The sequence below is a fragment of the Brevibacillus jepli genome, assembly GCF_047229145.1.
In the GTDB taxonomy this organism is placed as follows: domain Bacteria; phylum Bacillota; class Bacilli; order Brevibacillales; family Brevibacillaceae; genus Brevibacillus.
Map to the genome: position 1 here is coordinate 1 of NZ_JBFEFW010000039.1, position 26,233 is coordinate 26,233.

The 26,233-nt window shown below is 46.9% G+C and carries 27 protein-coding genes and 1 tRNA gene; 21 read left to right on the top strand and 7 right to left on the bottom strand.

Going from position 1 to position 26,233, the window contains the following annotated elements:
• Positions 1–402 precede the first annotated feature (402 nt).
• From AB1L17_RS27890 to AB1L17_RS27930, 9 genes are all read left to right on the top strand, one after another.
• The gene (locus tag AB1L17_RS27890) at positions 403–2,046 is read left to right on the top strand and encodes a tetratricopeptide repeat protein (RefSeq protein WP_412848179.1); all 1,644 of its coding nucleotides are present in this window, start codon (positions 403–405) and stop codon (positions 2,044–2,046) included.
• A 62-nt stretch (positions 2,047–2,108) separates the two neighbouring features.
• Positions 2,109–3,068, top strand: a complete 960-nt coding sequence (gene trxB / locus AB1L17_RS27895) for a thioredoxin-disulfide reductase (RefSeq protein ID WP_412848180.1) — start codon at positions 2,109–2,111, stop codon at positions 3,066–3,068.
• Between the two features lie 235 nt (positions 3,069–3,303).
• A complete protein-coding gene (gene rapZ / locus AB1L17_RS27900) occupies positions 3,304–4,185 on the top strand; it encodes an RNase adapter RapZ (RefSeq protein WP_412848181.1) in 882 nt (293 codons plus the stop codon).
• Positions 4,186–4,263: 78 nt separating this feature from the next.
• The gene (locus AB1L17_RS27905) at positions 4,264–5,274 is read left to right on the top strand and encodes a gluconeogenesis morphogenetic factor MgfK (RefSeq protein WP_412848182.1); all 1,011 of its coding nucleotides are present in this window, start codon (positions 4,264–4,266) and stop codon (positions 5,272–5,274) included.
• 8 nt (positions 5,275–5,282) lie between these two features.
• A complete protein-coding gene (gene whiA / locus AB1L17_RS27910; protein WP_412848183.1) occupies positions 5,283–6,230 on the top strand; it encodes a DNA-binding protein WhiA in 948 nt (315 codons plus the stop codon).
• Positions 6,231–6,279: 49 nt separating this feature from the next.
• Positions 6,280–6,537: an HPr family phosphocarrier protein gene (locus AB1L17_RS27915; protein ID WP_048034964.1), complete on the top strand. Its 258-nt coding sequence runs from the start codon at positions 6,280–6,282 to the stop codon at positions 6,535–6,537.
• A 127-nt stretch (positions 6,538–6,664) separates the two neighbouring features.
• A complete protein-coding gene (locus AB1L17_RS27920) occupies positions 6,665–6,847 on the top strand; it encodes a hypothetical protein (protein ID WP_412848184.1) in 183 nt (60 codons plus the stop codon).
• A 16-nt stretch (positions 6,848–6,863) separates the two neighbouring features.
• Positions 6,864–7,043 (top strand): H-type small acid-soluble spore protein, encoded by a 180-nt coding sequence (locus AB1L17_RS27925; RefSeq protein ID WP_412848185.1) that lies wholly within the window; start codon positions 6,864–6,866, stop codon positions 7,041–7,043.
• A gap of 200 nt (positions 7,044–7,243) precedes the next feature.
• Positions 7,244–8,506, top strand: coding sequence for an aminopeptidase P family protein (locus AB1L17_RS27930; protein ID WP_412848186.1), 1,263 nt, complete (start codon positions 7,244–7,246; stop codon positions 8,504–8,506).
• 68 nt (positions 8,507–8,574) lie between these two features.
• Here the strand turns inward: AB1L17_RS27930 and clpP are convergent, their stop codons facing one another.
• Both clpP and AB1L17_RS27940 read right to left on the bottom strand, forming a co-directional pair.
• The gene (gene clpP / locus AB1L17_RS27935; RefSeq protein WP_007720441.1) at positions 8,575–9,177 is read right to left on the bottom strand and encodes an ATP-dependent Clp endopeptidase proteolytic subunit ClpP; all 603 of its coding nucleotides are present in this window, start codon (positions 9,175–9,177) and stop codon (positions 8,575–8,577) included.
• Positions 9,178–9,308: 131 nt separating this feature from the next.
• Entirely contained in the window at positions 9,309–9,530 is a 222-nt protein-coding gene (locus tag AB1L17_RS27940; protein WP_026043328.1) for a hypothetical protein, read from the bottom strand.
• Between the two features lie 215 nt (positions 9,531–9,745).
• On the opposite strand from AB1L17_RS27940, the gene AB1L17_RS27945 reads away from it, so the two are divergent.
• The gene (locus AB1L17_RS27945) at positions 9,746–10,207 is read left to right on the top strand and encodes a copper amine oxidase N-terminal domain-containing protein (RefSeq protein WP_412848187.1); all 462 of its coding nucleotides are present in this window, start codon (positions 9,746–9,748) and stop codon (positions 10,205–10,207) included.
• Positions 10,208–10,386: 179 nt separating this feature from the next.
• Positions 10,387–11,634, top strand: coding sequence for a branched-chain amino acid ABC transporter substrate-binding protein (locus AB1L17_RS27950; RefSeq protein WP_412848188.1), 1,248 nt, complete (start codon positions 10,387–10,389; stop codon positions 11,632–11,634).
• A 254-nt stretch (positions 11,635–11,888) separates the two neighbouring features.
• Here the strand turns inward: AB1L17_RS27950 and AB1L17_RS27955 are convergent, their stop codons facing one another.
• The gene (locus tag AB1L17_RS27955) at positions 11,889–12,023 is read right to left on the bottom strand and encodes a DUF4023 domain-containing protein (RefSeq protein WP_015893478.1); all 135 of its coding nucleotides are present in this window, start codon (positions 12,021–12,023) and stop codon (positions 11,889–11,891) included.
• Positions 12,024–12,058: 35 nt separating this feature from the next.
• On the bottom strand, positions 12,059–13,927 hold the full coding sequence (locus AB1L17_RS27960; RefSeq protein WP_412848189.1) for a PAS domain S-box protein: 1,869 nt from the start codon (positions 13,925–13,927) through the stop codon (positions 12,059–12,061).
• A gap of 205 nt (positions 13,928–14,132) precedes the next feature.
• On the opposite strand from AB1L17_RS27960, the gene AB1L17_RS27965 reads away from it, so the two are divergent.
• Positions 14,133–14,288 (top strand): hypothetical protein, encoded by a 156-nt coding sequence (locus AB1L17_RS27965; RefSeq protein ID WP_412848190.1) that lies wholly within the window; start codon positions 14,133–14,135, stop codon positions 14,286–14,288.
• 67 nt (positions 14,289–14,355) lie between these two features.
• Here AB1L17_RS27965 and AB1L17_RS27970 read toward each other — a convergent pair whose 3' ends face one another.
• Positions 14,356–15,372 (bottom strand): ABC transporter substrate-binding protein, encoded by a 1,017-nt coding sequence (locus AB1L17_RS27970; RefSeq protein ID WP_412848191.1) that lies wholly within the window; start codon positions 15,370–15,372, stop codon positions 14,356–14,358.
• Between the two features lie 203 nt (positions 15,373–15,575).
• On the opposite strand from AB1L17_RS27970, the gene AB1L17_RS27975 reads away from it, so the two are divergent.
• On the top strand, positions 15,576–16,592 hold the full coding sequence (locus tag AB1L17_RS27975) for a FecCD family ABC transporter permease (protein ID WP_412848192.1): 1,017 nt from the start codon (positions 15,576–15,578) through the stop codon (positions 16,590–16,592).
• Positions 16,585–17,625: a FecCD family ABC transporter permease gene (locus AB1L17_RS27980; protein ID WP_412848193.1), complete on the top strand. Its 1,041-nt coding sequence runs from the start codon at positions 16,585–16,587 to the stop codon at positions 17,623–17,625. Before AB1L17_RS27975 ends, AB1L17_RS27980 begins: the two co-directional genes overlap by 8 nt.
• A gap of 91 nt (positions 17,626–17,716) precedes the next feature.
• On the opposite strand, the gene AB1L17_RS27985 is transcribed toward AB1L17_RS27980, so the two are convergent.
• The gene (locus AB1L17_RS27985; protein ID WP_412848194.1) at positions 17,717–18,298 is read right to left on the bottom strand and encodes a TetR/AcrR family transcriptional regulator; all 582 of its coding nucleotides are present in this window, start codon (positions 18,296–18,298) and stop codon (positions 17,717–17,719) included.
• Positions 18,299–18,512: 214 nt separating this feature from the next.
• On the opposite strand from AB1L17_RS27985, the gene AB1L17_RS27990 reads away from it, so the two are divergent.
• Positions 18,513–19,490: an ABC transporter substrate-binding protein gene (locus AB1L17_RS27990; RefSeq protein WP_412848195.1), complete on the top strand. Its 978-nt coding sequence runs from the start codon at positions 18,513–18,515 to the stop codon at positions 19,488–19,490.
• 58 nt (positions 19,491–19,548) lie between these two features.
• Here AB1L17_RS27990 and AB1L17_RS27995 read toward each other — a convergent pair.
• Positions 19,549–19,623, bottom strand: a tRNA-Arg gene (locus AB1L17_RS27995).
• A 146-nt stretch (positions 19,624–19,769) separates the two neighbouring features.
• On the opposite strand from AB1L17_RS27995, the gene AB1L17_RS28000 reads away from it, so the two are divergent.
• From AB1L17_RS28000 to AB1L17_RS28025, 6 genes are all read left to right on the top strand, one after another.
• On the top strand, positions 19,770–20,780 hold the full coding sequence (locus AB1L17_RS28000) for a FecCD family ABC transporter permease (RefSeq protein WP_412848196.1): 1,011 nt from the start codon (positions 19,770–19,772) through the stop codon (positions 20,778–20,780).
• Positions 20,773–21,813, top strand: coding sequence for a FecCD family ABC transporter permease (locus AB1L17_RS28005; protein ID WP_412848197.1), 1,041 nt, complete (start codon positions 20,773–20,775; stop codon positions 21,811–21,813). The genes AB1L17_RS28000 and AB1L17_RS28005 overlap by 8 nt, the downstream gene beginning before the upstream one ends.
• 149 nt (positions 21,814–21,962) lie before the next feature.
• A complete protein-coding gene (gene rpoN, locus AB1L17_RS28010) occupies positions 21,963–23,336 on the top strand; it encodes an RNA polymerase factor sigma-54 (protein WP_412848198.1) in 1,374 nt (457 codons plus the stop codon).
• A complete protein-coding gene (locus AB1L17_RS28015) occupies positions 23,336–23,614 on the top strand; it encodes a glutaredoxin family protein (protein WP_412848199.1) in 279 nt (92 codons plus the stop codon). Before rpoN ends, AB1L17_RS28015 begins: the two co-directional genes overlap by 1 nt.
• A 193-nt stretch (positions 23,615–23,807) precedes the next feature.
• Positions 23,808–24,833: a sugar-binding transcriptional regulator gene (locus AB1L17_RS28020; protein WP_412848200.1), complete on the top strand. Its 1,026-nt coding sequence runs from the start codon at positions 23,808–23,810 to the stop codon at positions 24,831–24,833.
• A gap of 18 nt (positions 24,834–24,851) precedes the next feature.
• Positions 24,852–26,216 carry a Na+/H+ antiporter NhaC family protein gene (locus tag AB1L17_RS28025; RefSeq protein WP_412848201.1) on the top strand — a complete coding sequence of 455 codons (1,365 nt, stop codon included), beginning with the start codon at positions 24,852–24,854 and terminating at the stop codon, positions 26,214–26,216.
• Positions 26,217–26,233: the final 17 nt, after the last annotated feature.

The window sequence follows — 26,233 nt, forward strand, 5'->3', positions numbered from 1 at the left end:
GGACGTAGCTCAATTGGTAGAGCGTCGCCTTGCCAAGGCGAAGGTCGAGGGTTCGAGACCCTTCGTCCGCTCCATTTTTGTTCGTAAACACCACTTGCTATGTGCCAGTGGTGTTTCTTGCTTTATTTATAAAGGTAGTCAAAAATTCGACTTTTGATCACGTGGTAATACTGAAAGCTGATTCGACATCGAAAGAGGCGTTCACCTTCAAAGTCCGGTGCTCATGTAGGTTCCCTACAATCCGCTCCTCCTTCTTCAGGTTCTCGCCACTTTCTTGGTGCTGAAAAGTCGACTTTTTGAACGCTCATTTATAGAACACTTTAAAAGACGAGTCAGCTTGTAGGGTGCCGATGCTTCTGGTACGATACTTGGAGTGTAAGCTCCTACGATGTTGGAGGTTTTATGAAACATAACAAAAGTATTTTGAAGAAAACGACCGTCGTTGACTTTAAGCAAGATGCTGCTTTTTTTGTAGACCGGGGTATGCGTTGTTTGAATCGGTACGACTATGAAAAGGCGTTACGTTCATTTCGCCGAGCAGTTGAAATGGAGCCGACGAATGCAGAATGCCACTGCCATCTGGCTAGTGCTCTTGCCGAAACGGGACAATTTGAAGCGTCGAATGAAGTCCTCTATGAAGTGATAGAAAAATGGGATACATCCATGACAGAAGTGTATTTCTACATGGCAAACAACTACGCCAACCTGGAAGATTACCATATGGCAGAAGAAATGGCGGTTCGTTATTTGCAGGAAGATAGCAACGGACCGTATCGGGAAGACGCTGAAGAACTCCTCGACTACATTTACTTTGAGCTGGACATGCCACCACGACATTTCCTCCCGAGTGAAAAAGAGGATGTATACAGCAAACACGAACGAGCTCGTCGCAGTCTGGAAGAGGGACGATTCCTGGAGGCGTTGGACACGCTAAAAGAAATCGTGGAAGCCGATCCTGACTTTTTGCCAGCGTGGAACAATTTGTCTCTTGCCTACTATTATGCCGGGGAATTCCAGAAGGCGATGGAGACCATCGAACAGACGCTGGATAAGGAAGAAGGAAACTTGCACGCGCTGTGCAATCTGGCGGTTTTGCTCTCCCATCACAATCAAACGACAGATTTGTTGAGCTTGATCGATATGCTGAAAAAGGTCGTTCCGTTCCATCCGGAAAATACGTATAAGCTCGCAACAACAATGGGAGTGCTCGGTCAGCATGACGAAGCGTATTTCCATTACCAGAGAATGCTGCGAAATGGACGACCGCATGAGGCGTGCACATACCACTATGCTGCGATCTCGGCTTACTTGAGCGGGAAAAAGGATCAGGCACTGCGCTGGTGGCAAAAAGCCAAGCAGTTGGATCCAGAAGCAGGCATCGCAGATCAATACATTCAAATGGTAAAAAGCGAACAAGAAGGGGAGACTATAAAACCGATCCCCTATCAATATAATACGACGCAGCGTGAAGTTTCTTGGGAAAAAGCTTCATTCACGGGAGTAGAGGATTTTAAAACAGACCCAATGATCCGTGCATCCCTTCTCTGGGCATTGCAGCACGGACGTGATGAAGTCAAATTCGCAGTGCTGCAAACGTTGTCTCTGATTGGAGACGACGAAGCTGAAACCGCGGTTCGTCAATTTTATTACCAGACCGATAACGAACAGCTACAGAAGCTGGCATTGCTGGCATTGGCTGATATGGGTGCAGACATGCCAGAAGAAACCCCAGATTTGGCAAACTGCTCAACTAAGGCGGATACGCTTGCAAACAGTGTAGAAGAAGGCATACGTCAATATTTACTCGCGCAGGGCAAGCAGGAAGCCGGGGAATGGTGCCTCGATGTATGGCACAAACACCACGAATATGCCCAAAAGCATGTACAAGTGCGAAAAGAAGTAGCGTGGGTCGCAGCATTGGAATATGTATACGGAACGATAACGAACGAAAAGCAATCGCAAACCCATCTGGCTCAGAAATACGGCATTTCTGTCGCTACCTTGGCAAAGTGCGTCAAAGTATTGTCGACACTTGATTTTAAATAGATTATTACATTATAATTAGTTTAAACAAGGAATAGACTGTGTGAGATGAGGAGGCAACAAGCATGAGCGACCAAAAAATTTATGATGTCATTATCGCCGGAGCTGGCCCTGCCGGAATGACGGCTGCTGTATATACATCCCGTGCTAACATGAGCACATTGATGCTGGAGAGAGGAATTCCAGGCGGCCAGATGGCTAACACGGAAGATATCGAGAACTACCCTGGCTTCAGTTCTATTCTCGGTCCTGATCTCTCTACAAAAATGTTCGAGCATGCACAGCAATTCGGTGCGGAGTACGCATACGGCGAAATCAAGGAAATCCGCGATGAAGCACCGTACAAGCGAGTCATCACAGGTGACAAGGAATACTTGACCAAATCTGTCATTGTGGCAACTGGGGCAGAGCACCGCTTGCTCGGTGTACCAGGAGAAAAAGAATTGTCCGGTCGTGGCGTTTCTTACTGCGCGGTTTGCGACGGTGCATTTTTCCGTAATAAAGAACTGGTGGTTGTTGGTGGAGGAGACTCTGCGGTGGAAGAAGCTGTATTCCTTACTCGCTTCGCTTCTAAAGTGACGATTGTACACCGTCGTGATCAGTTCCGTGCACAGAAAATCCTGCAAAAACGCGCTTTCGATAACGAAAAAATCGAAGTGATCTGGGATACAGAACTGAAAGAAATCCGTGGTGAAGGCAAAGTACAAACGCTTCTCTTGGAAAACACCAAAACAGGTGAACAAAAAGAATTCCCGGCAGATGGCGTATTCATCTACGTAGGAATGGACCCACTGACTGAAAGCGTACGCCCATTGGGCATCACCAACGACGCAGGCTACGTACTGACTGACGAAAAAATGAACACCAAAGTAAAAGGTGTCTTTGCAGCAGGTGATGTACGCGAAAAAATGCTGCGCCAAGTCGTGACAGCTACCGGAGACGGTTCCATCGCTGCGCAATCTGCTCAGCACTATGTAGAAGAGCTGAATGAAAAGCTAAAGGAACAAAATGTCACAATCTCTTAACCTGCTTGTAACATGGGTGAAATAATTCACAGGTAATATATAGACAATGAATTGACCCCCTTATCTATATAAACAATTGTTGCGTGGCTGGCATTCAGTCACGCATCTTTTTTTCTAAAGAAGCTTGTACTCCTGTTGAAGACAAGGATGGAAAAACAGGGGAAGCCGCTCAAAAAGGTGCGAATAGGGTGGACAATATGGTATGCTATTGTCAGAATCGTAGGAGGCGAGTTGCGTGACGGAATTGGGAAACGACAAGGCCATGAATCTCCTGATTATTACCGGAATGTCAGGTGCGGGAAAAACAGTTGCTGTACAAAGCTTGGAGGATCTGGGCTATTTTTGTGTAGACAACCTACCGCCTGTACTGATTCCCAAATTTGCTGAGTTGGTCAAACAGTCTGGTGGGAGTATTGAGCGAGTCGCATTGGTGATTGACTTGCGAGGACGTGAGTTTTTTGAAAATCTAGCCGTAACCATGGAGAGCCTCAATCAGATGAACGGATTATCATACCATATCCTTTATCTGGATGCGAGCGATCAGACATTGGTTTCCCGGTATAAGGAAACACGTCGCAGACATCCGCTATCTCCGAACGGTTCCCCTCTGGAAGGAATTCACGCTGAGCGCCGCTTGCTGGAAGAAATGAAGGGCTGGGCGCATCAGATAATCGATACGAGTCAAATGAAGCCAGTTCAGCTTCGAGAAAAAATCATCAACCAATACGGTCAACAAGGATCACCACTTACGATTAATGTATTGTCGTTTGGTTTCAAATATGGCGCACCTATAGACGCTGACTTGATGTTCGATGTCCGTTTTTTGCCTAACCCGCACTATGTGGAGGATTTGCGTCCGAAAACGGGATGTGATCCAGAGGTGGCAGAGTATGTGATGCAGCACAAGGACACGAAAGAATTTTTAGGAAAGCTTACAGACTTTTTGGGGTATACCCTGCCGCATTACCAGCGAGAGGGAAAAAGTCAACTTGTGATAGGGATTGGATGTACCGGTGGCAAGCATCGCTCGGTCGCCATTGCAGAACATTTGGGAGAAACCTTTGGAAAAGATTTTTCTGTCCGTGTCAGTCATCGAGACATGGAAAAGAACAAATGAGCATAAGATGGCAGGAAATACTGAAGCGTTCATAAAAAGCCACCTGTGGTATGTGTATTAGAAATAATGAGGTGACATATGCCTACTAAGGGAATCGGGAGGCTACAGTCAAGGCCATTACGGCTTGTCGTCATTGGCGGAGGAACGGGTCTTTCTGTCCTTCTGCGCGGCTTGAAGCACGAACCGGTGCATATCACAGCGATTGTAACGGTTGCAGACGATGGGGGAAGCTCTGGACGTTTGCGAGAAGAAATGGATATGCTTCCACCCGGCGACATTCGAAATGTATTGACTGCTCTGGCCGATACAGAGCCGTTGATGGAAAAAGTCATGCAGTATCGTTTTTCCACAGGCACGGGATTAGCAGGGCATAATTTGGGAAATCTATTACTTGCAGCGATGAACGAAATCACTGGAGATTTTGTCACCGCAGTCAAAACATTAAGTGGAGTTTTGGCGGTACGTGGAGATGTATTACCTGCTTCCACGCAATCCATTCGGTTGAAAGCGGAAATGACAGATGGATCTCTCGTAATCGGAGAATCCCAAATACCGTTGACTGGCAAAGAAATTAAGCGAGTTTTCCTCGATCCGGAGGATGCAGTTCCTCTAAGCGAAGCCTTGCTGGCAATTGCCGAAGCGGATGCCATTTTGATTGGGCCTGGTAGCTTGTATACGAGCATCCTGCCCAATTTATTAGTACGCGGGTTATTTGAAGCGATTACACGCGCTGAAGCCCCGAAAATTTACATCTGCAATGTTATGACGCAGCCGGGAGAGACAGACGGCTTTTCTGCATCCAGGCATGTGAATGTTATGTATGAACATGTAGATAGACCATTTTTGGATACGATCATTGTCAATTCAGCCGAGCTGCCTATTCATGTATTGGATAAATACGCGGAAAAAGGAGCAGCTCCTGTCCTATGTGACCTAAAACAATTGCGCCAGCTTGGGCTGCATGTTGTGGCGAAGTCGCTGGTCACATTTGAGGATGGATACCTACGTCATGATGCACATGCTGTCAGCAAGCAGGTTGTGTCACTCGTCAAGCGAAGACGGAAGGTGCTGAAGATAGAGAAGGAGTAGTGAAGTCGATGTCATTCGCCGCGCATACCAAAAAAGAGCTTACCATGACGGAGGGTGCCGATTGCTGCAGCAAGGCAGAGCTCTCAGCCTTGATTCGGATGAATGGAAGTCTGCAGTTTGGAGCCGGACGACTGGTGCTGGATGTGACAACAGAGAATGCGGCGATTGCCCGACGTATTTACACATTAATCAAGAGGCTGTTTCAGATACACGCTGAACTTCTGGTTCGTAAAAAGATGCGTCTGAAGAAAAATAACGTCTACATTGTGCGTATTCCGAATAAGGCCAATGAGATTTTGCAAGACTTGGGCATCATGGATCAAAGCCTATCGTTTATCCCGGGAGTAGCTCCAGAAATTGTGAAAAAGTCCTGCTGTCGAGCAGCGTATTTGCGTGGTGCTTTTTTGGCGGGAGGCTCAGTCAATCATCCAGAGGCGTCCAGCTATCATCTGGAGATTTTCACTTCCTATCAGGATTTTTGCGAAGCATTGACCAAGATCGCCAATCGGTATAAACTAAATGCCAAGTGCATCGAGCGGAAAAAAGGGTATGTTCTCTATATTAAGGAAGGCGAGAAGATTACAGAGTTTTTGAGCTTGATTGGGGCTCATCAGGCTCTTCTGTATTTCGAGGACGTCCGAATCGTAAAGGACATGCGCAACTCGGTGAACCGCTTACACAATTGTGAAATCGCCAACATTAACAAAACGGTGAATGCAGCAACCAGACAAATGGAAAATATTCAACTCATCGATCAAGAGATGGGATTAGAGAATTTGCCAAAGCGTCTGCGCGAGGTAGCGGAGCTTCGAGTGGCTCATCCTGACATCAATTTGAAAGAATTGGGAGAGATGGTGCCGAGCGGAGTTGTTAGCAAATCGGGCATTAACCACCGCTTGCGAAAAATTAACGAAATCGCTGACAAAATACGAGAAAAACAAAATATTTCGATGTAGATGCATGATATACTAAAGGATAATAGTCTACAAGTAAGGAGGTCCATTCATGGTTCAACAGCAGGTCGTGGTTCAGTTAAAGACCGGTTTGCAGGCTCGTCCGGCAGCCTTTTTCGTACAGGAGGCCAACCGTTTTGCATCGGAAGTCTTCGTAGAAAAAGGCAACAAAAAGGTCAATGCGAAAAGCATCATGGGTATCATGAGCCTCGCAATCAGCTCTGGAACGGAAATTACCATTTTGGCAGAAGGGCCGGATGCCTCCCAGGCAGTCACCAGCCTTACGAATCTGGTAAGCAAGGAAGAATAGACTCATGAGAGACACTTTTCCCTTAAGGGAGGTGTCTTTTTTTGTGGATCGTTTTGATGTACATGTATCAATTCAGTTCGCGCAGGGCATTTCTAACCATGTATATTGCATGAAGGAGGAATGAGACATGAGTAACCGTGATACGTGTCACGAAGGCCGCGATTGTTATGACATGGACATTGATCGGATGATAAACGAGGGACTAGGGGGCGGAGTTGTTTCCGACCAAAATGGCCTGATTGAAGAGACAAGTGTAGACACGATGACAGGGGCTACGGCAGCCAAGCAAGCCCTTGACGATGATCAATAAAGGGAGTCAGTCACTTATGAATGTATCGAGAGCACAAGCCATCATGAAATCCGACGACCATATCAAGGTTGAGTACGAAGGACAAGCCGTGTGGATCGATGCGGTAGACGAGAAAACCTCTACAGCAAGTGTCCATGAGGAAAAGAATCCAGGACATAGTCGTACCGTTTATGTCAGTCAGTTAATGGAAGTATAACAATGATCTATCGCAGGATCGTTTAATAAAATGCGGTAGCAATCTACTATAACAAGGAGCAGTTTACCTAAAGGAACTGCTCTTTGTTGTATAGATCAATAAAAGGGTAAAGTCGTTTCCCAAATGATAAAAGTATCCTAAAATATTAATTGTCAGACTATACTGAACTCAAAGTGTTTTCAACGAAGAGGGGGAGAAAAATGACAATATCCATGGATCCAAAAGAGTTCATCAATCGCCGTCAAAGACTCGCGGAAAAAATGCCTGATTTCAGCGCATTGGTACTATTTTCAGGGGTGGTCAAGACACGCAGCCATGACGATAAATATCCGTTTACCCCGAATCGCAACTTCTATTATCTAACCGGCATTGCCGGGAGCAACCTCATTCTCATGATCACGAAACGCGCGGGCACCGTGACCGAAACGTTATTTCTTCAGCGCCCAAATGAACTGGAAGCGAAATGGACAGGAGCCGTCTTATCGGATCGAGAGGCGAAAGAGCAGTCTGGTATCGAACACTTCGACTATCTCGATGAGTGGCACCAGTCATTTGGAACCTTTATAAGGCGCTGCGAAGGAAAGGGCTCGCTCTATCTTGACTTGTATCGCTGTCTGTGGAACGATGAGCTGACCCCTGCCGAGACTTTTGCCGAAGACGCGCAGAAGAAATACCGGACTCTGCAGATTCACGACGCCGGCCCATGGCTAAAAGAACTGCGTATGGTGAAGAGTCCGGCAGAGATCGAAGAAATCAGACGCGCGGTTGCGATTACGGATGAAGCAATCCGGCGCATGTGGTCGCATGCACGTCCTGGAATCATGGAATATGAGCTAGAGGCGCACTATGATTTCTCGTTGAAGTCGCATGGTGTTCGAGAGCTCCCTTATTTACCCATTATTGCTAGCGGGCTCAATGCAACTGTCTTGCACTATGAAGCCAACAATCAGTGTGCGAAAGACGGTGACTTGGTCCTCCTCGACCTCGGTGCAACATCGAACTACTATGCGGCTGATATTTCGCGAACGTTTCCCGTGAATGGTCGCTTTACAGAACGTCAGAAGGAGATCTATCAACTCGTGCTCGAAGCAGAAATCAAGACCATCGAAGCAGTGAAGCCTGGTGTCACACTTCCACAACTAAATGATGTCACAAAACAAGTCTTTGCAGATGGTCTGCTACGTCTCGGTCTCATCCAAGATAGCAGTGAGCTGTCAAAATACTACTACCATTCCGTGTCTCATCACCTTGGACTGGATACGCACGATATACCAGATTACAGTACTGCCTTGCAACCCGGTATGGTGATCACGATTGAACCCGGTCTGTATATAGAGGAAGAAGAAATTGGTATTCGGATTGAAGATGATGTGTTAGTAACAGCAGACGGCTGCGAGGTGCTATCATCGCAGATCCCGAAGGAAATCGAAGAGGTGGAATTGTTGATCGGGAAAAAGGAATAGGCATACAAAACATACAAAAACACTCGGCCAGTAGATTAGGCACGAGTGCTTTTTTTACTTACGATCATTTATTTTTTGGAAGACGGTTCGGAAGTGATCACTTTGTCAATCAATCCGTACTCTACTGCTTCTGCGGCAGAGAGGAAGTTGTCGCGATCGGTATCCTTTTGGATGCGCTCCAAAGGCTGACCTGTGCGTTCAGCCAAGATGGTGTTCAGATGATCACGCATCTTCAAAATACGTTTAGCGGCAATCTCGATGTCGCTCGCTTGTCCTTGTGCGCCGCCCAATGGCTGGTGAATCATCACTTCACTGTTCGGTAGAGCAAAGCGCTTGCCTTTTGCCCCGGCAGCCAGTAGGAAAGCTCCCATGGAAGCAGCCATTCCGATACAAATGGTGGACACATCAGGTTTGATGAAGTGCATCGTATCGTAAATCGCCATACCGGCAGTAATAGAACCACCTGGGCTGTTTATGTACAGGTGAATGTCTTTCTCCGGATCTTCCGCCTGAAGGAACAACAACTGTGCCACAACGATGTTGGCTACGGTGTCGTTGATTGGGGTTCCCAGAAAGATGATGCGGTCCTTGAGCAGGCGGGAATAAATGTCGTAAGCACGTTCCCCGCGGTTCGTCTGTTCAATGACAGTTGGAATCAAATTCATGTGCATCTAGTCTTCCTCCTCTCTTTGTAACAATATCATACACAAAAGGTCAATGAAGGTCAAACACATAACTGCGTGCCCTCACTACCATGTTTGCCAATTTACCTCTCTCTAAACCTACTCGAAAAAGAAAACAATCATTCCTTGGAATTCTCATCAGCTTCGGTCAAATCAACCGCAAGTTTCAGCGTGGCCTTCATCTTTTTTCCCTTGATGATCGTGTATTCATCGACTTGTTTGGCTTGAAGCTGATTAATGGCTTCCGCCAGCTCTTGTTGATCCTTGTATGGCTCAATGGTTAATAAGCATTCTTCGTCACTTGCTTCTTGATATATGAGAAAAAAGCGTTCCCCTGCCATGAGTTAGCCTCACTTTCGATAGTTATCCACAATGTTATGCACAGGTTGTGCACAAAAACATTTGTTCGCGGGATATTTATTTTTTTCCTAGTCTGGTCATGTTTGGCGAGAGAATTACATAGGAAAAGTATGGAATAAAAAAGAAGGAAAAAGTTGATTTGTGTCGAACTTTACAAAATTGGAATTCATTTCATCAAATTTAAGGGGTGTTTCTTATGCTTCGCAAGTTTTCGACATTGATGCTGACAGCGGCTCTATTGACTGGAAGTGTAGCAGCAACTGCTGCTTTTGCTCAAACAGCACCTGTACAGCAACAAAAAATCAAGGTTCAGCTTAACGGCAAGGAGTTCCCATTCCCACAAGAAATCGTAACAGAAAACGGTGTGGCTTATGTAAATGCGAGCACATTGGCGATTGCATTGGGCGGAACCGCAGCATGGGATAGCACGACCAAATCCCTGCTGATTGCCAAAGAAAACAAGTACGCTCTGCGTATGTACGAAGACAAAAACTTTGCTTATAAAAACGGCAAAGAGACGAGTATCGCAAATCCGCCACGTCCAGTGACGGGAGCAGTGCTTGTTCCGCTCGTATTCATCGCACAAGAATTGGGTGCAACAGTAGAGTACGATGCAAAAACTCTTACCTACAAGCTAAGCATTCCAATCACGAAGTAACATTCGTTTTGTCCAGATAACCACTTCTATGCGTAGAAGTGGTTATTTTCTTCTGTGCAGCTTTCCCATAATATGATTGATTCTTCTTTTTATCATTTCTATTGCAAATTTTCTAAAATATCCTACAATAAGATTGTGATTCATAGTTTGTTCATAAATAAAGAGGGGGAAGTTTTGCTATGAGAAAACAGAAATCATTGTCGATACTGGCTGCGACATTTGCTCTGAGCACATTGCTAGCAGGTTGCGGCGGCGGTACAGGTGCTGGTACAGGCACTGGTGGACAAAGTGCAGCTCCACAGCCGAGTAACAATAGCGGAGGTAGCACGGGTGGAGCGAGCGGAGCTACTGAGAAGCTCGTGATTGCCGTGGTAGGTCCGATGTCTGGTCAATATTCCGATTACGGCAGCACAGCTAAGGCTGGTGCTGAATATGCGTTGAAAGAAAAGGCAGAAGCATTCAAAGCACTTGGATTTGACGTGCAGCTGTCCGCTCAAGACGATCAAGCTGACCCGAAACAAGGGGTAGCAGTCGCACAAATGCTGATTTCGAATCCTGATGTAGTCGGGGTAGTAGGCCATGCTACAACAGGTGCTTCGATTACAGCAGCAGCTCAGTACGAGCAAGAAAGCCTCGTGATGGTATCGCCATCCGCGACAGGCTCTGATTTGACTGAGCAAGGCAAGAAGATCGTACACCGCATTTGTGCGCGTGATGATCAACAAGGCTCCAAAGCTGCGGTTTTTGCAAAAAATCAGTTGAATATCAAAACAGCTTTTGTCATGCATGATAAGGCTGCTTATGGACAAGGTCTTGCTGAAGAAGTGAAAAAGCAATTTGAAAAAGATGGCGTACAAGTTCTCGGCTTTGAAGGGGTAACGGCAGGGGAGAAGGATTATAGCGCGATCATCACCCAAATCCTTGCGAAAAACCCGGAGATGATCTACTTCGGCGGATACTACTCTGATGCAGGTATCATCGTGAAGCAAGCACGTGAAAAAGGCTTCAAAGGTGTCTTCATGGGTGGCGATGGCTACGACTCCGCTGACCTGATAAAAATTGCTGGTGCAGAAAATGCCAATAACGTTGTATTTACTTCTACTGTTGGCGATATTGGTGCTACGGAAGATGGCAAGAAATGGATCACTGACTTCGAGAGCGCGACTGGCAACAAGGTAGGGATCTTCACTTCGTTTGGTTATGACTCCATGGGTGTTATGCTGAACGGTCTGGAAGAAGCGATCAAAGCAAACGGCGGCAAAAAGCCAACCCGTGAACAAGTGCTGGAAGCTGTTCACAAAACCAAAGATTACAAAGGCAAATTCGTTAACGTAACGTTCAACGAAAAAGGCGACAACGACTTTGCTTCCGTATACGTGTACAAGTATGAGGACGGAAAGAAAGTATTCATGGGTGAAGCGAAGTAATCATTCATGATGAATAAGCCGTTTTGGGACATACTACGTTTGGCATGAAGACCAGAGCTGGAAAGGAAGGGATTCAGATGTCAAACAATCGAAATACGAAAAACGGTGGCAATCAAGGGCACAGCAGCAAGTCGCAAGGCACTCAGAAGCAAAAGTCAGAAAGAGACCGTAACCTGAATAAACAAGATCCACAATAACAATGACAAAAGCCCACCCGTTTGAGCCAAAGGAGCTCGCGGGAGGGCTTTTGCTTGTTAAATGCCTTGCTTGCTGGGCAAACGTTTTTCGGGATGACCGTAGCCTTGGTGCTGTCTGCTTCGCAGGTTTTTCGCCTGAGATTCGCGAATTTTGGCCACGAACTCACTTGTGCTCATTTTGGTGAAATCCATAGGGCACCTCCACTGATGATGGAATATACACCTTCCTAGGATGGCCCAATTCGGTCCTGTGCAATCGGCAGCGTAATCTCTACCACCGTGCCTTCGTTTTCTCTACTTTTTATTTCCAAGCTGCCGTTGTGGTCTTTCATGATCTTGCTGCTGATCATAAGCCCAAGGCCAGTTCCTTTTTCTTTTGTCGTGAAAAAGGGGGCGCCCAATTTGTGGATCATTTCTTCCGAGATTCCACAGCCAGTATCCGTAAGCGTGATGAGAACCTGATTTTCGTCCTTTAAGGCGGTGGTAAGAAGAACTTCACCATATCCGTCGATCGCTTCAATGGCGTTTTTAATGATGTTGATAAAAACCTGCTTGAGCTGATTTTCTTCTCCGGCAATGATCGGCTGAAAAGCAAATTCTGTTCGAAGATGAATGTTTTTCAAATTGGCCTCTGAAGCTAATAGTGCCAAGACTTTTTCCAGTAAAGGAATGAGCGGAAGCGGCTTGATCTGAATGCTATGCGGCTTGGCCAAGACTAGTAATTCACTCACAATAAAATTGATCCGGTCCAGTTCGGAGAGCATGATGTCCGCATAGCGCTTGTTATCATTCATGGTTGGATACAGAAATTGAATAAAGCCCTTTAATGATGTAAGCGGATTGCGAATCTCATGAGCGATCCCGGCTGCCAGCTCGCCAATCACGGAGAGCTTTTCGGCCTTCCGTAATAAATCCTCGTTATTTCTGCGCTCTGTAATATCACGCGATACGATGATAAAGCCATCGCACTCTCCCGTTTCTGTCAGGATGGGGGCTCCTTTTGATTCGAGAACGATCCACTTATTATTTTTCGTTTGGAAGCGGAACTCGCATATCCTCGGTTCCTTCGTTGCTAGCATATGGTGAAAATGGTTGATGACGGTCTGACGATCTTCTGGATGAATGTCTGTGAAGGTGATATGGCGGCAATTCTCGTTCATTCCAATGACGCGTGAATGAGAAGGGGAGAGGTGGATGATGTCCCCATGTATGTCCGTAATCAGAATGAAGTCATCGGTGTATTCCGAGATGATTTTGTTCGTTTTCTCACTTTTAAACAAGGCAGCTTCCGAGTACTTGCGATCCGTGACATTTCGTGACACAAACATAAAGTTTTGGACGTCTCCACAGGCACTTAGAATGGGGATGCCCCGAGCTTCGAAGGAGACCTCGTTCCCGTACTTATCCATAGAGCGCGTCTCGAAATGAACAGGTTGCTTCGTTACCATGATTTCTTGAAATTTTGCCTGAAACGTTGGGATATCTTCTGGATGAGTGAGCTGTACATTATTAGGGGAAGTGACCTCGGCTGGTACATATCCCAATTGCTCGATCGATGGGGAGGCGTAGATGCGTCTCATGGCTAAATCATATATCGTCACGATGTCCTGGGTATGATCGATGAGGAGACGATATTTCGTTTCGGTTTGACGCAGAGTCTCTTCAATTTTTTTGCGGTCGGAAATGTCACGGGTGATACAGGAAGCACCAATAATCTTTCCTGTTTCGTCTTTGATAGGAGCAGCTGACAAGACGACATCCATTACTGTGCCATCTTTTCGCTGGCGCACGGTTTCATAATTGGTAAGCAATACGCCCATGCTTCTTACCGCATCAAATAATTGCTTGGTCTCGTTCCTGTACTCGTCTGGAATAAAACAGTGTGGCGTAGCGTAGATTTCTTCCTTTGACCAACCGTAATATTGCTCAAAAGCATGATTCACCAACACGATATTGTTATCGAGGTCACTAATCGAAATCGCATCCGTCGTAAAGTGAAAAAATGCTTTTAATATTTGATCTGGAAACAACACTTGCGTAATTTCCTTTTTCGAGCGTTTCTTTTTCCATAAGAAAGGGGTATTTAGCTTGTTCATCTTATTTCCCCCGCATTGGCTATCAAGTATTTGAATGAGAGAACGTCGTCGTAAATATTCGAGATAGAGGAGCCATTTTCCTATCAATTAATTTCGAATTGTTTGTAATTGTGTTGTGATGCAAATGAATTGGTACTGGATGAAGGTTCTGACTCGTATGGAAATCAGCTATAATAAGAGTTAGAAAAAAGTCGGGGGTGTATGCATGACAACGGGTTTTATCGTAGCGCTGGTGCTCATTTTTGTCGTAATCATCGGGGCGACGATTTTGGTTACTAACAAAGCTTATTCCCGTAAACCTGAACAAATAGATCCGATTCTGCCCAGTAAAGATGCCGGGACTAAGGAACTCGATCAATAATACATTCAGGCAAAGGAAAAGGAGTGGTTATCTCAACCACTCCTGCTTTTTTGACTGGCTTGATAGCCTACAGTTTGGAGAAGCGTTCTACGATGTCATCAACAAGCAGCTCAGCAGAAAGAATACCGCCGCCTACGTTCCAGATCACTTCGTCAACTTCGAATGCTTTTTTGTTTTTCGCGACATTCAGGTTTTGATAGAGCGGATCTTTCATCCATTCCTCGGTGTATTTGTTCGCAGATCCATCACCGGAGTAATCGCCGATCCAGTAAAACAAGACGTCGCCATCCATTTCAGCCATGAGCTCTTTTGTAATGTCTTTTTTAAACTCATCGATGTCTTGGGAGGCTGGTCGAGCAAAGCCGAGCTGGCTCAAAACAACGCCAGAGAAAGTGTCTTTCAAGTAAAGACGAGTTTTGCCTGCTACGAAACGAGCGACAGAGACTTTCATCTTCGTCTTGTCACCCAGTTTTCCTTTTGCATCTTCAATCTTCTTATCAAAATCAGCCATCAGCTTTTCGCCTTCAGCTTTTTTGTTCAGAGCTTCTGAGTAAAGGGCAAAGTTGATTTTCCATCTGCCTACGAGATCCTCAGAGAAGACGGTTGGGGCAATCGCGGAAAGCTGAGCGTATACTTTTTCTTGCCCTTGGCGTCCTTTTGTTCCCAGGATCAGATCTGGCTTCAGGCTGGCGATCAGCTCAACGTTTGGTTGGTTCTCGTCACCCAATTCAACTGCATCCTTCATTTTTTCTTTAATATGTGGATGCCATGGGTCACCTGGTTTACCCAGACCACTCATGACAGCCCCAACGGGCGTGATCCCTAATGCAAGAACTGCTTCTGTGCTTTCACTTGTGAGAGCGACGACACGCTGAGGAGTTCCTTTTATTTTTGTTGTCCCCATGAAGTGTTTTACTTCTCTCTCTTCAGACGCTGCCGGTGTAGGTGCTGGTGTAGTTGTTGAAGCGGCTGGAGTAGAAGAAGATGTGCTGGATGAAGGCGTTGCTTGTCCTCCGCAGCCTGTTACGAGCAGGACAGCGGAAAGCATAGCCCCCAACATCAAACGCATGGAAGTTTTGCGCATGATGGAAAATCCCCCTTTTTACTGATAATGATTATCATTTTTCCTTCATTACTGTATATGCTTATATGCCGATGTGTCAACATATTTTTCCAAGTATGATAATAAAAATCAATATCATTGACTTGCCTTAGCTCCAAGCTTACACTGATTGGTGGGAGAAATAGACAGAATAGGTAGAATGCAAGTGAAAGAAGGGGACAGTCGTGAATGTGATTTTGCCCAGTCGTCTGCAAAAGACTACTGTACTCATATTAGGAATAGTCGTCTTGGCTGTCGTGATGGTGGCTAGTATCCTTTTCGGTATCAATCGGTATTCGCTCACTACTGCAGTGGAGGCATACACCCAATTTTCCGGTTCGGAGGAGCATTTGATTATTACGACTTCCCGAATGCCGCGTACTCTGACAGCGGTAGCGGTGGGGAGCAGCCTGGCTGTAGCAGGTGTTTTGTTGCAGGCGTTAACTCGCAACCCATTGGCTTCACCATCTCTCATCGGTGTAAACGCTGGAGCTGCAGCAGCCATTGTGACGACGATTGCTGTTTTTGGCTCGCGATTCCCAATGTCGCAAATGATGTGGGCAGGGTTTATTGGAGCGGGTGCAACTGCTCTGCTTGTATACGGGCTGGCATCCGCTGGGCGGGGAGGCATGACTCCGATCAAGCTGACACTTTCGGGTGCGGCGGTTGGTGCTTTTGCTTCGTCTGTGACCTCTCTGTTCATGCTGCTGCAAGAAAAGACGATGACAGAGGCCTTTTACTGGTTGATTGGTTCCGTGGAGGGAAGACAGCTCGATCATCTTTTGATGATTATTCCCTATCTGATTGTAGGCTGGTTAGGGGCTATGCTACTGACTGGCTCGTTGAACTTGATGGTACTCGGTGATGATGTAGCAACTGGTCTGGGCCAAAAGATTATCTTGGTAAAAGCTTCAGCGATATTGATCGTGGTATTCTTGGCAGGCGGGAGTGTCGCGCTCGCCGGACCGATTGCATTTGTAGGTATCATCATACCGCATCTGTGTCGTTTTTTAGTCGGCCTTGATCATCGATGGTTGATTCCGTATTCGATTGTCTTTGGCGGAGCTTTTCTGGTTTGCGCTGATTTGCTTGCTCGCCTTGTATTGATGCCTATGCGTTTGGAAGTACCAGTAGGTGTAGCAACGGCCATGATCGGAGTGGCTTTTATCATCCCGCTGGTCAGGAGGAGGGCGTATGCATAGACATGTAGTCATTCGGACCAAAAAGCCAGCGCTCTCTTTTCATGTAAACAAGCGGGCGGTAGGTATTAATTTGTTTCTGTTTCTGCTGTTATGTATGGTCATCGTATTGAGTATTGGTTTGGGAAGCTTGCATATTCCTGTGTGGGACGTCATCAAAGCTTTTGTGGGGGCGGGCAGTGAACAGAATGAATTGATCGTGCTCGATTGGCGGCTGCCTCGCGTTGTCGTTTCCGTCATGGTGGGGGCGTCCCTGGCAGTATCGGGGGCCATCCTGCAGTCCTTGGTGCGTAATCCGTTAGCTTCTCCTGATTTGATCGGGACTACAGCGGGAGCGACGGCAGCAGCGGTAGCATTTATCACATTCGCAAAAGATGTAAGTGTGCAATGGATGCCATTGGTGGCCTTGATCGGTGGATTATTAACCGCTACGCTTACGTATCTAACTGCGTGGAAAGACGGGGTCTCGCCTTTTCGTCTCGCGCTGGTCGGGGTATGTGTCTCAGCAGGTATGGGGGCATTGACCATCTTTTTTCTGGTTATTACCCAAACCCACAAAGCCTCCAATGCACTTGGGTGGATGACTGGAACGGTGTACGGTATGTCTTGGGTAAATGTCATGACGTTGCTTCCGTGGACCGTTTTGTTTCTCGTGGCTACGATTTTCCAAATTCGCTATTTAAATGCCCAGGAGCTCGGTGATGATATCGCACAAGGTATCGGTGTAGCGATTGATAAAAAACGACTGCTCTTGATTGCGATCAGCGTAGCGTTGGCAGGTGCTGCAATCGGTGTGGCAGGAGGGATCAGTTTTATCGGATTGATGGCCCCGCATATTGCGCGCAGGCTTGTCGGCTCCGCATATGGCTACTTGCTGCCGGCCTCCGCTGTTTTGGGCGGAATGCTCGTCGTCTTGGCTGATTTGATTGGGAGAACGGTGTTCTTACCACATGATTTGCCGGCAGGGATTTTTACCGCAGCGATTGGAGCGCCGTTTTTTGTGTATCTTTTGTATAAAACGAGGAATCAACAGTAAGGTGCGGGATGGCCCTGGAGCAGAGTAATGCTCCAGGGTTTTTTTGTGACTGAACTTCCTCCAAGGAAAGAAGTAGAGCGCAGCTTTTTAATCAGAAGCTCTTGCTAGAAAGAAGGTCGCGCATTGAGCTTGTCAGTCGATAGGCAAGTCTCCCCATTTCATCACAGGACTCTCGAAATCGTCTCAATGTCCACTCAATTAAAATAACATGGAAGGTGGAGGACATCGATCTTTGTGCATAATAGTGAAGGTTCTCCTGGTGATGAGCGTTCTCTGGATTTGCCCTGTTCGGAAAACGCTCTTGAATAGAAAAGTCAACGCTCCGAAAAATGATCTGTCTCACTTTCCTGTCCCCATTCCAAATGTTCTCCAGTAAGGAAGGGGGAGTGTGCTGCTGCCACATATCGAAAAAAGCTACTAGCATATCTTCATGCAAATCGTTCTGTTCATCTATGATTCGCCAATAGGTCGCATATTGATCGCACAAATATTCATATAAGATATCGTCCTTATCCTCGTAATTGCGATAAAAGGTCTGTCTGGCAAGCCCTGCTTTTCGTGTGATTTCAGTAATGGAGATATGCGAGTATTGCGTTTTTTCCATGAGTTGAAGCAGGGCAAGAGTGATCCATTCTTTTGACGGTTGTGTTCGGTTGCTTACGTTGGTAATCAAATGTGACACATCCTTGCTTTTGTCTATTTTCGAGTGGTTTTTCCTGAATTCAATTGAAAATAGGAGATATCTATATTAGTGTACAATTGTAACATTTGATCTCCCTTTGCGCAGTGGGAGAACATGGTGAAAGAGGAAGCACGAATGGATAGGCCTATTTTTTTACTTCCAAATTGATAATGATACTCATTACCACAAAAAGGAGACACCACTTATGTTTAAAAAAGGAAAGCTATCGCTGCTTGTGACGATGATCATGTCGTTGCTTTTGGCTGCTTGCGGTACGGAAACGGCTGCTCCTGCTCCAGCCCAGCAGGCACAAACAGAACAGCCACAGGCAGAACAGGTTCGCAAGATTACACATGCCATGGGTGAAACAGAAATAAAGGGCACCCCACAGCGCATCGTTGTTTTGACCAATCAGGGGACAGAAAGCTTGCTTGCATTGGGAATCAAGCCGGTAGGAGCAGTTAAATCGTGGATTGGAGATCCGTGGTTCGACCATATTAAAGATCAGATGAGTGGGGTTGAAGTCGTAGGGGACGAGACACAACCTAATATGGAGCTGATTGCGAGCTTGAAGCCTGACTTGATCCTCGGAACAAAAGTGCGACAAGAGAAGATTTACACGCAGTTATCAGCGATTGCACCAACCGTATTTACTGAAAACCTTGGTGACAGTATGATTGAAAACTTCGAATTATATGCAAAAGCGTTAAATAAGGAAACAGAAGGTTTGAAAATTCTGGCTGACTTTGACAAGTTGATTGCAGACACCAAAACCAAGCTAGGTGACAAAACGAAGATGGAAATCTCGTTGGCACGATTCCAGCCTGGAAAGGTACGTGTCTACTATAAACAAAACTTTGCAGGGGTTATTTTGGACGAGCTAGGCTTTGCACGTCCAGCGGAGCAGAACAAGGCGGAGTTTTCCAAAGATATCGCAAAAGAGCAAATCAATGTACTGGATGGGGATATTTTCTTTTACTTCACCTCAGACCGTAATGGAGATACCGGGGCTTCCAAGACCGCACAAGAATGGCTAAGTGATCCACTCGCGAAGAACATGAAGGTAGTACAGACGGGTCGTGCCTATCAAGTAAACGAAGCTATCTGGAATACGGCTGGGGGAATCCTGGCAGCGGACTTGATGGTGAAGGATATCGAGAAGATTTTTGCGGATATCAACTAAGAGAAGAGATAGGCAAAAATAAAAGGCTGGAAGCATCCAGCCTTTTGGTTAGCCATTATGGTACGCCTGAAGGGAATCGAACCCCCGCACATGGTTCCGGAGACCATTGCTCTATCCACTGAGCTACAGGCGTATAGTGTTTTTTAAGGACACTATTTCATTATATGACAGCGATCAGGCAAAATGCAAACGAAAAAACGTGGTTTTAGTGGATTTTTTCATGAATATGAACTCGGTCCATATGTAAATGGGCAGCAGCATGAGAGAAGGGGATCGAACGTGCAATCTTTTTTATGCAGCCGTGGTCAAAAATGGTCTGTACTGATTATGGGAATCGTGATTCTTGCGCTGGCCATGACGGCAAGTGTACTGTATGGATTGCAAAACTTCCCGCTATCAACTGCCATTGATGCGTATACTCAGTTCGATGGGAGTACGGAACATCTGATTATTAAGGATACGAGAGTACCTCGGGCAATTACGGCTGCAGTTGTCGGGGGTAGCCTGGCTGTAGCGGGAGTTCTTCTGCAAGCACTCACCCGCAACCCATTAGCTTCTCCCTCTGTTTTGGGAATCAATTCGGGAGCGGCCCTTTTCATTGTCATTGCGTTGTTTTTGGCGGGGACCGTTTTTTCCTTTACACAATTGATGTGGATTGGATTTTTGGGCGCGGGATTTACGGCTGTTCTGGTTTATTTGCTTGGGTCGGCAGGACGAGGGGGGAGCTCGCCGTTAAAAGTGACACTTGCAGGCTCGGCTGTGGCGGCTTTTGCCTCTTCGATGACTTCCCTGTTGATGCTGATCAGTAACCAGACGTTAGAGGAAGCACTCTATTGGCTGGTAGGATCTGTGTCCGGACGCGACTTGCAGCACGCCTTGATGATTATTCCTTATTTGTTCTGTGGGTGGATACTGGCAGGCCTACTGGCAGGCTCGCTCAATTTAATGGCATTGGGTGACGATGTTGCCACAGGTCTGGGACAAAAGATTATTTGGATAAAGACGGCGATCGTTTTGGTTGTCGTACTTCTCGCAGGTGGGTCTGTAGCCTTGACCGGCCCCATTGGCTTTGTTGGAATCATGATTCCCCATATTGCGCGATATTTGGTCGGCTTTGATCACCGCTGGATTTTGCCTTACAGCGTCGTGCTAGGCGCAATATTCCTCGTTGTGGCTGACGTGATCTCCCGTTTCTTGCTTGTGCAGGAAGAAGTTCCTGTAGGGGTAGCTACTGCTGTTCTAGGAGTGCCATTCGTCATTGCCATTGTAAGGAGGAGGGCACATGAATAACTTTAAAGTGATTCGAAGTCAGAAGCCTACGTTCTCTTTTCATGTGGAAAAACGGCCGATGGGCATCTTGATTCTTTTGGCTATTCTGCTGGTGGCTGTTGTCGTCATTAGTATCGGATTGGGCAGTACACGCATTCCAGTGTTGGAGGTTTTGAAGACATTGGTTGGTTTGGGAAATGGCACCGAGCAACTCATCGTGCTCGAGTTGCGTCTGCCGCGCATTGTGCTTTCGGTACTTGTGGGAGCAGCGTTGGCTGTGTCCGGTGCTATTCTCCAAGCCCTCGTCCGTAACCCGCTGGCTTCACCTGATTTGATCGGGACGACAAGTGGTGCAACAGCGTCCGCTATGGCCTTCATCGCTTTTTCTAATGGGGCTTACAGCATTCACTGGTTGCCAGTTGCAGCATTAATTGGTGGATTTTTTGCTGCTTTTCTCACTTACATCACTGCTTGGAAACGCGGACTCTCTCCGTTTCGCTTTGCTTTGATTGGTGTGTCGATCTCCACGGCAATGGCTGCATTGTCTATGTATTTCATCTTATCCGGTCCGATCTATCTCGCTTCTCAAGCGCTTGGCTGGATGTCCGGGACTGTGTATGGGAGTTCGTGGAAGCATGTATTTAGTTTACTTCCGTGGACAGTCGGATTCTTCATTCTGATTATGATGCAGGCAAGGACACTGAATTCACTGGAGCTAGGGGACGAAGTAGCAAAAGGATTGGGTGTTTCCGTCGAACGAAAGCGGCTCATTTTGATTGCCATTAGTGTGGCGTTAGCAGCGGCAGCAGTCGGGATTGCGGGAGGTATAGGCTTTGTTGGCTTGATGGCTCCGCATATGGCACGCAAGCTTATTGGTTCAGGCTACAGTCGTTTGCTCCCTGCCTCCGCGATACTGGGTGGACTTTTCGTATTATTGGCTGATCTGGCCGCTCGGACGCTGTTTGTTCCACTGGATGTGCCTGTTGGCGTGTTTACGGCAGCGGTAGGGGCTCCATTTTTTATGCTCTTGCTTTATCGCAGCCGTCAAGGATAGGAAAAGACTCCGAAAGTGACTCTGACCACAAGGGTCACTTTTTTGTGCTCTCGTATCATAATTTGGCAGGAAAATTGCAAGAGAGAACGAATATAATGAAAATAAAGAGTCATCGAGCAGCAAGAGCAAGTGCGAAGGAGGCGAGCTTCATGAACATGGGATTGGGGTTATTTCAAGAACAAACACTGAAATTAGTGATGACGCCGGAATTACGCCAAGCGATTACCATATTGCAGTATTCAGCCATTGATCTCATCTCCTATTTGCAGGATCAGGCAAATGAAAATCCTGTTTTTGATCTGGAAGTAGCGGGAGAAGTCGCTTCTGCAAAAGCAGAGAAACCAGCTCCTGAAATTGACTGGAAAGAAATTGTGGGCAATCGCGCTACAGGTGAGTACGGTTCGGTGAAAAATGAAAGCACTTACAATCCGCTGGATCACGTCCAGCAGGGTGCGGAGACGCTGTACGAACATCTGGAGAGTCAACTCGGTTATGTAAAAGGATTCTCGTCGCTGCAAAAACAGATCGCTCTCTTTTTGATCGGGAATCTGGATGAGAAGGGATATTTGGAGATTACACTGGAGGAAGCGAGTGCGCGCCTGGGAGCTGACATGCTGGAGATTGAGGACGTATTGTCCGTCCTGCAGCATTTTGATCCGGTTGGGGTGGCTTCCCGCAGCTTGGAAGAATGTCTCTTGCTGCAGCTGGAGCACTTGGCACTCGATGACGAAAAGATCGTTCAGGTTGTTCGCAACCATCTGCAAGATTTGGCCGACAATCGCTATCAACGCATCGCTGACAAGATCGGAAGCACGCCTCAAGAGGTACAGGCGATGGCAGACCTGATCCGTACGCTGAATCCGCGTCCAGGGGCGGCCTTTTCCGCAGTGGAGACACGATATGTCATTCCAGATGTGACGGTTGAGAAAGTTGGGAATGATTATGTTGTGCTGGTCAATGATGTCGCTGCACCGCGCCTGAAAATCAACAGCTTCTATGAGAAGATGCTGAGCCAGCAAAAAAGTCAGGACGAAGCAAAGCAGTTCATTCATGACAAGCTGAATGCAGCGATGTGGCTGGCAAAAAGTCTGGAGCAGCGTCGCTTGACGCTCATGCGTGTCACACAGGCCATCCTCGATATGCAGCGGGAGTTTTTCGATCGGGGTATTCATTATTTAAAGCCCATGACGCAAAAGGAAATTGCAGAGCGGGTCGGCCTGCATGAATCGACAATCAGTCGGGCAACCAGCAACAAATACGTCCAGACACCGCGCGGAATATTTGAGCTGAAGTATTTCTTTACGTCAGCACTCTCTACTTCCAGCGGGGAAGCGACTTCTTCTGAGAGTGTTAAGCGCAGAATCAAAGCACTGATCGAGCAAGAAGATCGGAAGTCTCCGCTATCTGATCAAAAGCTGGGTGAGATGCTGCTTACAGAAGGAATTGAAATCTCCCGCCGCACGGTTGCCAAGTATCGGGAAGAAATGCTGATCCCATCGTCGGCCAAGCGAAAGAGGTTCTAATGATCATGAATGAAAAGCTTTTTGAAATGGTTTTGTACGGACGGAAAAAATGCCATTTGTGCGACGAGGTGGAGCTCTACATCCGCTCCCTGGCGGAGGAGTTCCCCCTTCGTATGAGAATGATTGATATTGAAAGTGATCCGGTCTTGCATGAAGAAATGATGTTTGTCATTCCGGTAGTCGAGATTGATGGAGAGATTGTGTTTCGTTCGATTACACATGTGGTGACGTTCGAGGAGCTGCGCGAGGAACTGCATAGACGTACCGAGCTGTTATGAGTGTTTGCCAGCCGTCAGGGTATAGCCCTGGCGGTTTTTATAATGGCTCAGGGTAACTTGCAAGATATTGTTAAATATGATACATTCAAGTTGTAGCAAGTGATCTTTTTTTTGCACCAAGCGGGACAAAAAATGTATATACAGGGACGTAAAATGTCCCGATCAACAATCTGGAACCAAGGAAGAAGGTCTAATGCGACGTTTACTGGAACTGCAACAAAAATTGTTGCCTGACTTGATTCAGGTTTTGCGTGAGCGGTACATGTTGCTCCGATCCATCTATCATTTGCAGCCAATTGGCAGAAGAGGTCTAGCTCAAGCCATGGATACCACAGAGCGTATTTTGCGAGCAGAAGTGGAACTGCTAAAAGAGACGGGGCTCCTTCATGTGACGGCTGCGGGAATGAGCCTGAGTGAAGAAGGACTACAAGTCTTGGACGACATGGAGCCTCTCGTCGGAGAGCTATTCGGTCTTACTGAACTGGCAGAACGCCTGCAAAAAAAGCTCGGCATATCAGAAGTCATTGTCGTGCAGGGCAATGCAGACCAATCGCCATGGGTGAAGGAAGAGCTCGGTCGGGTAGGTGCAAGAGTCCTCAAGCAGGTTGTGCAAGAGGGAGACATCGTAGCGGTAACAGGTGGCTCGTCGATTGCCAGCGTAGCAAGTCATTTGACGCCTTCTGCTTCGTTCAAAAACGTTCAATTTGTTCCTGCTCGCGGTGGACTGGGGGAACGTGTGGAGCTGCAAGCGAATACGCTCGCCTCCGCCATGGCAGCGAAAACAGGTGCTACTTATCGGCTTCTTCACGTGCCGGATCGACTCCATCCGGAAGCCTTGCAGACATTGGTCAAAGAGCCGCAGGTACAAGATGTGCTGTCGCTCTTGGGCGAGACCCGAATCGTTTTACACGGAATCGGGGACGCCGTCACAATGGCGCGGAGGCGAAATTATTCCGAGGAAGAGCTCGCTGAATTAGTGGAAACGGGAGCTGTATCAGAAGCATTCGGCTACTACTTTAATGAAGCGGGAGAAACGGTCCACAGAATGCCGACCATTGGTTTGCAGCTAGAGGAAGTGCACAAGGCTGAAACTGTGCTCTCCATTGCGGGGGGCGAAAGCAAGGCAAAAGCGATTCTTTCCTTTGCCAAACAATCGTGTCAGAATGTACTCATTACGGATGAAGGGGCAGCTTATACCCTGTTGTCCACACGATTGTAACGGAAGGAAGTCGGTCGCATGTCTATCACATCGGTAACGCCCATCTTGGCAATGATCGCGGGCATCATCTTGAGCCTGTCACTCGGTTTTCCGATTGCATGGGGGATTGTTTTCGCGATCTTGGTCACACTGGTTAGTGTAAAAAGATTGGGGCATCCGTGGAAGCAGCAGTTCGCGTATGGCTGGGAAGGTGTCCAAAAGGCAAAGCCCGTCCTTACGATTCTGTTTTTAGTAGGACTCTTGATTCCGCTATTGATGATGGGAGGAACCATTCCCGCCATCATCTACTACGGGTTGTCGATTGTGAATGTCGAGTATTTGTTCGTTCTCTCTTTTCTGTTGACCGCGGGCGTCAGTTATTTACTGGGTACGTCAATCGGTACACTGAGTACGATTGGGCTGTCCTTGATGGGAATTGCACATGCAGCAGGGATATCACCTGCGATTGTAGGAGGTGCGCTCATCTCGGGAGCGATGGTGGGGGAACGCTTCTCACCTATATCCAGCAGTCGTTTACTGGTGCTTTCCAATGTCGGTATGACAGAAGAGCAGGAAAGAAGAATACGGCGTCCTGCTTTGCTTACGGTAGCGATTTGCGCGTTACTATTCCTGATCCTTGATCTATTTCGTCCTCAGGCGAATTCAACCGATACCATTCAGATGTACCAAGAGCTGTTAGTCAGTCATTTTTCTGTACATTGGCTCTTGATGCTGCCTCTCGTCGTGTTAATTGCCTCTTTTGCACTGAGAGTCAAAGCGGTTAAGGCATTGTTTTACGGTATCGGTGCCAGTGCGATTCTAGTCGGGATCAATGGGAATCTGGATGTGAAGACGTTTTTTACATCGATGCTAGTTGGATTTGAGCTTCATTCAGGAACGCCGCTGGATCAACTGGTCCATGGGGGCGGGATGTTCGCCATCTTCAGTGTACTGGCGTTAATCATTCTCGCAGGCTTCTTAAACGGCATTTTGAACAGAGCCAATTTATTAACCCCCATCGTAGACAAAATGATGGGCCATACAAAAAATAAGACGATATTGGTAGCGAAGGCAGCGGCATTATCGCTGTTAGTCGTCATCATCAGCTGTAATCAAACCATTCCGATTCTGGTTCTCGGCTCTACTCTTCTGGTGCGATTCTCCCAATGGGAGGGAGGGCGCGAGCTGTTGGGCAAGACGATGCTGGACTCTACAGTCGTCATGCCTGTACTGATTCCGTGGAACGGGCTTTCGATGATGATGGCACTCACTTTAGGTGTTTCGACGATCCAGACATTACCCTTTGTGTTTTTTCCAATCTTATTACCGATTGTTACGATATTATCGACCCGCTGGTTTTCGCCAGAGGGCAGATTTCTCGCGATGAAGAATAAAGCTAGCTAATGAGCAGGAGGTATACA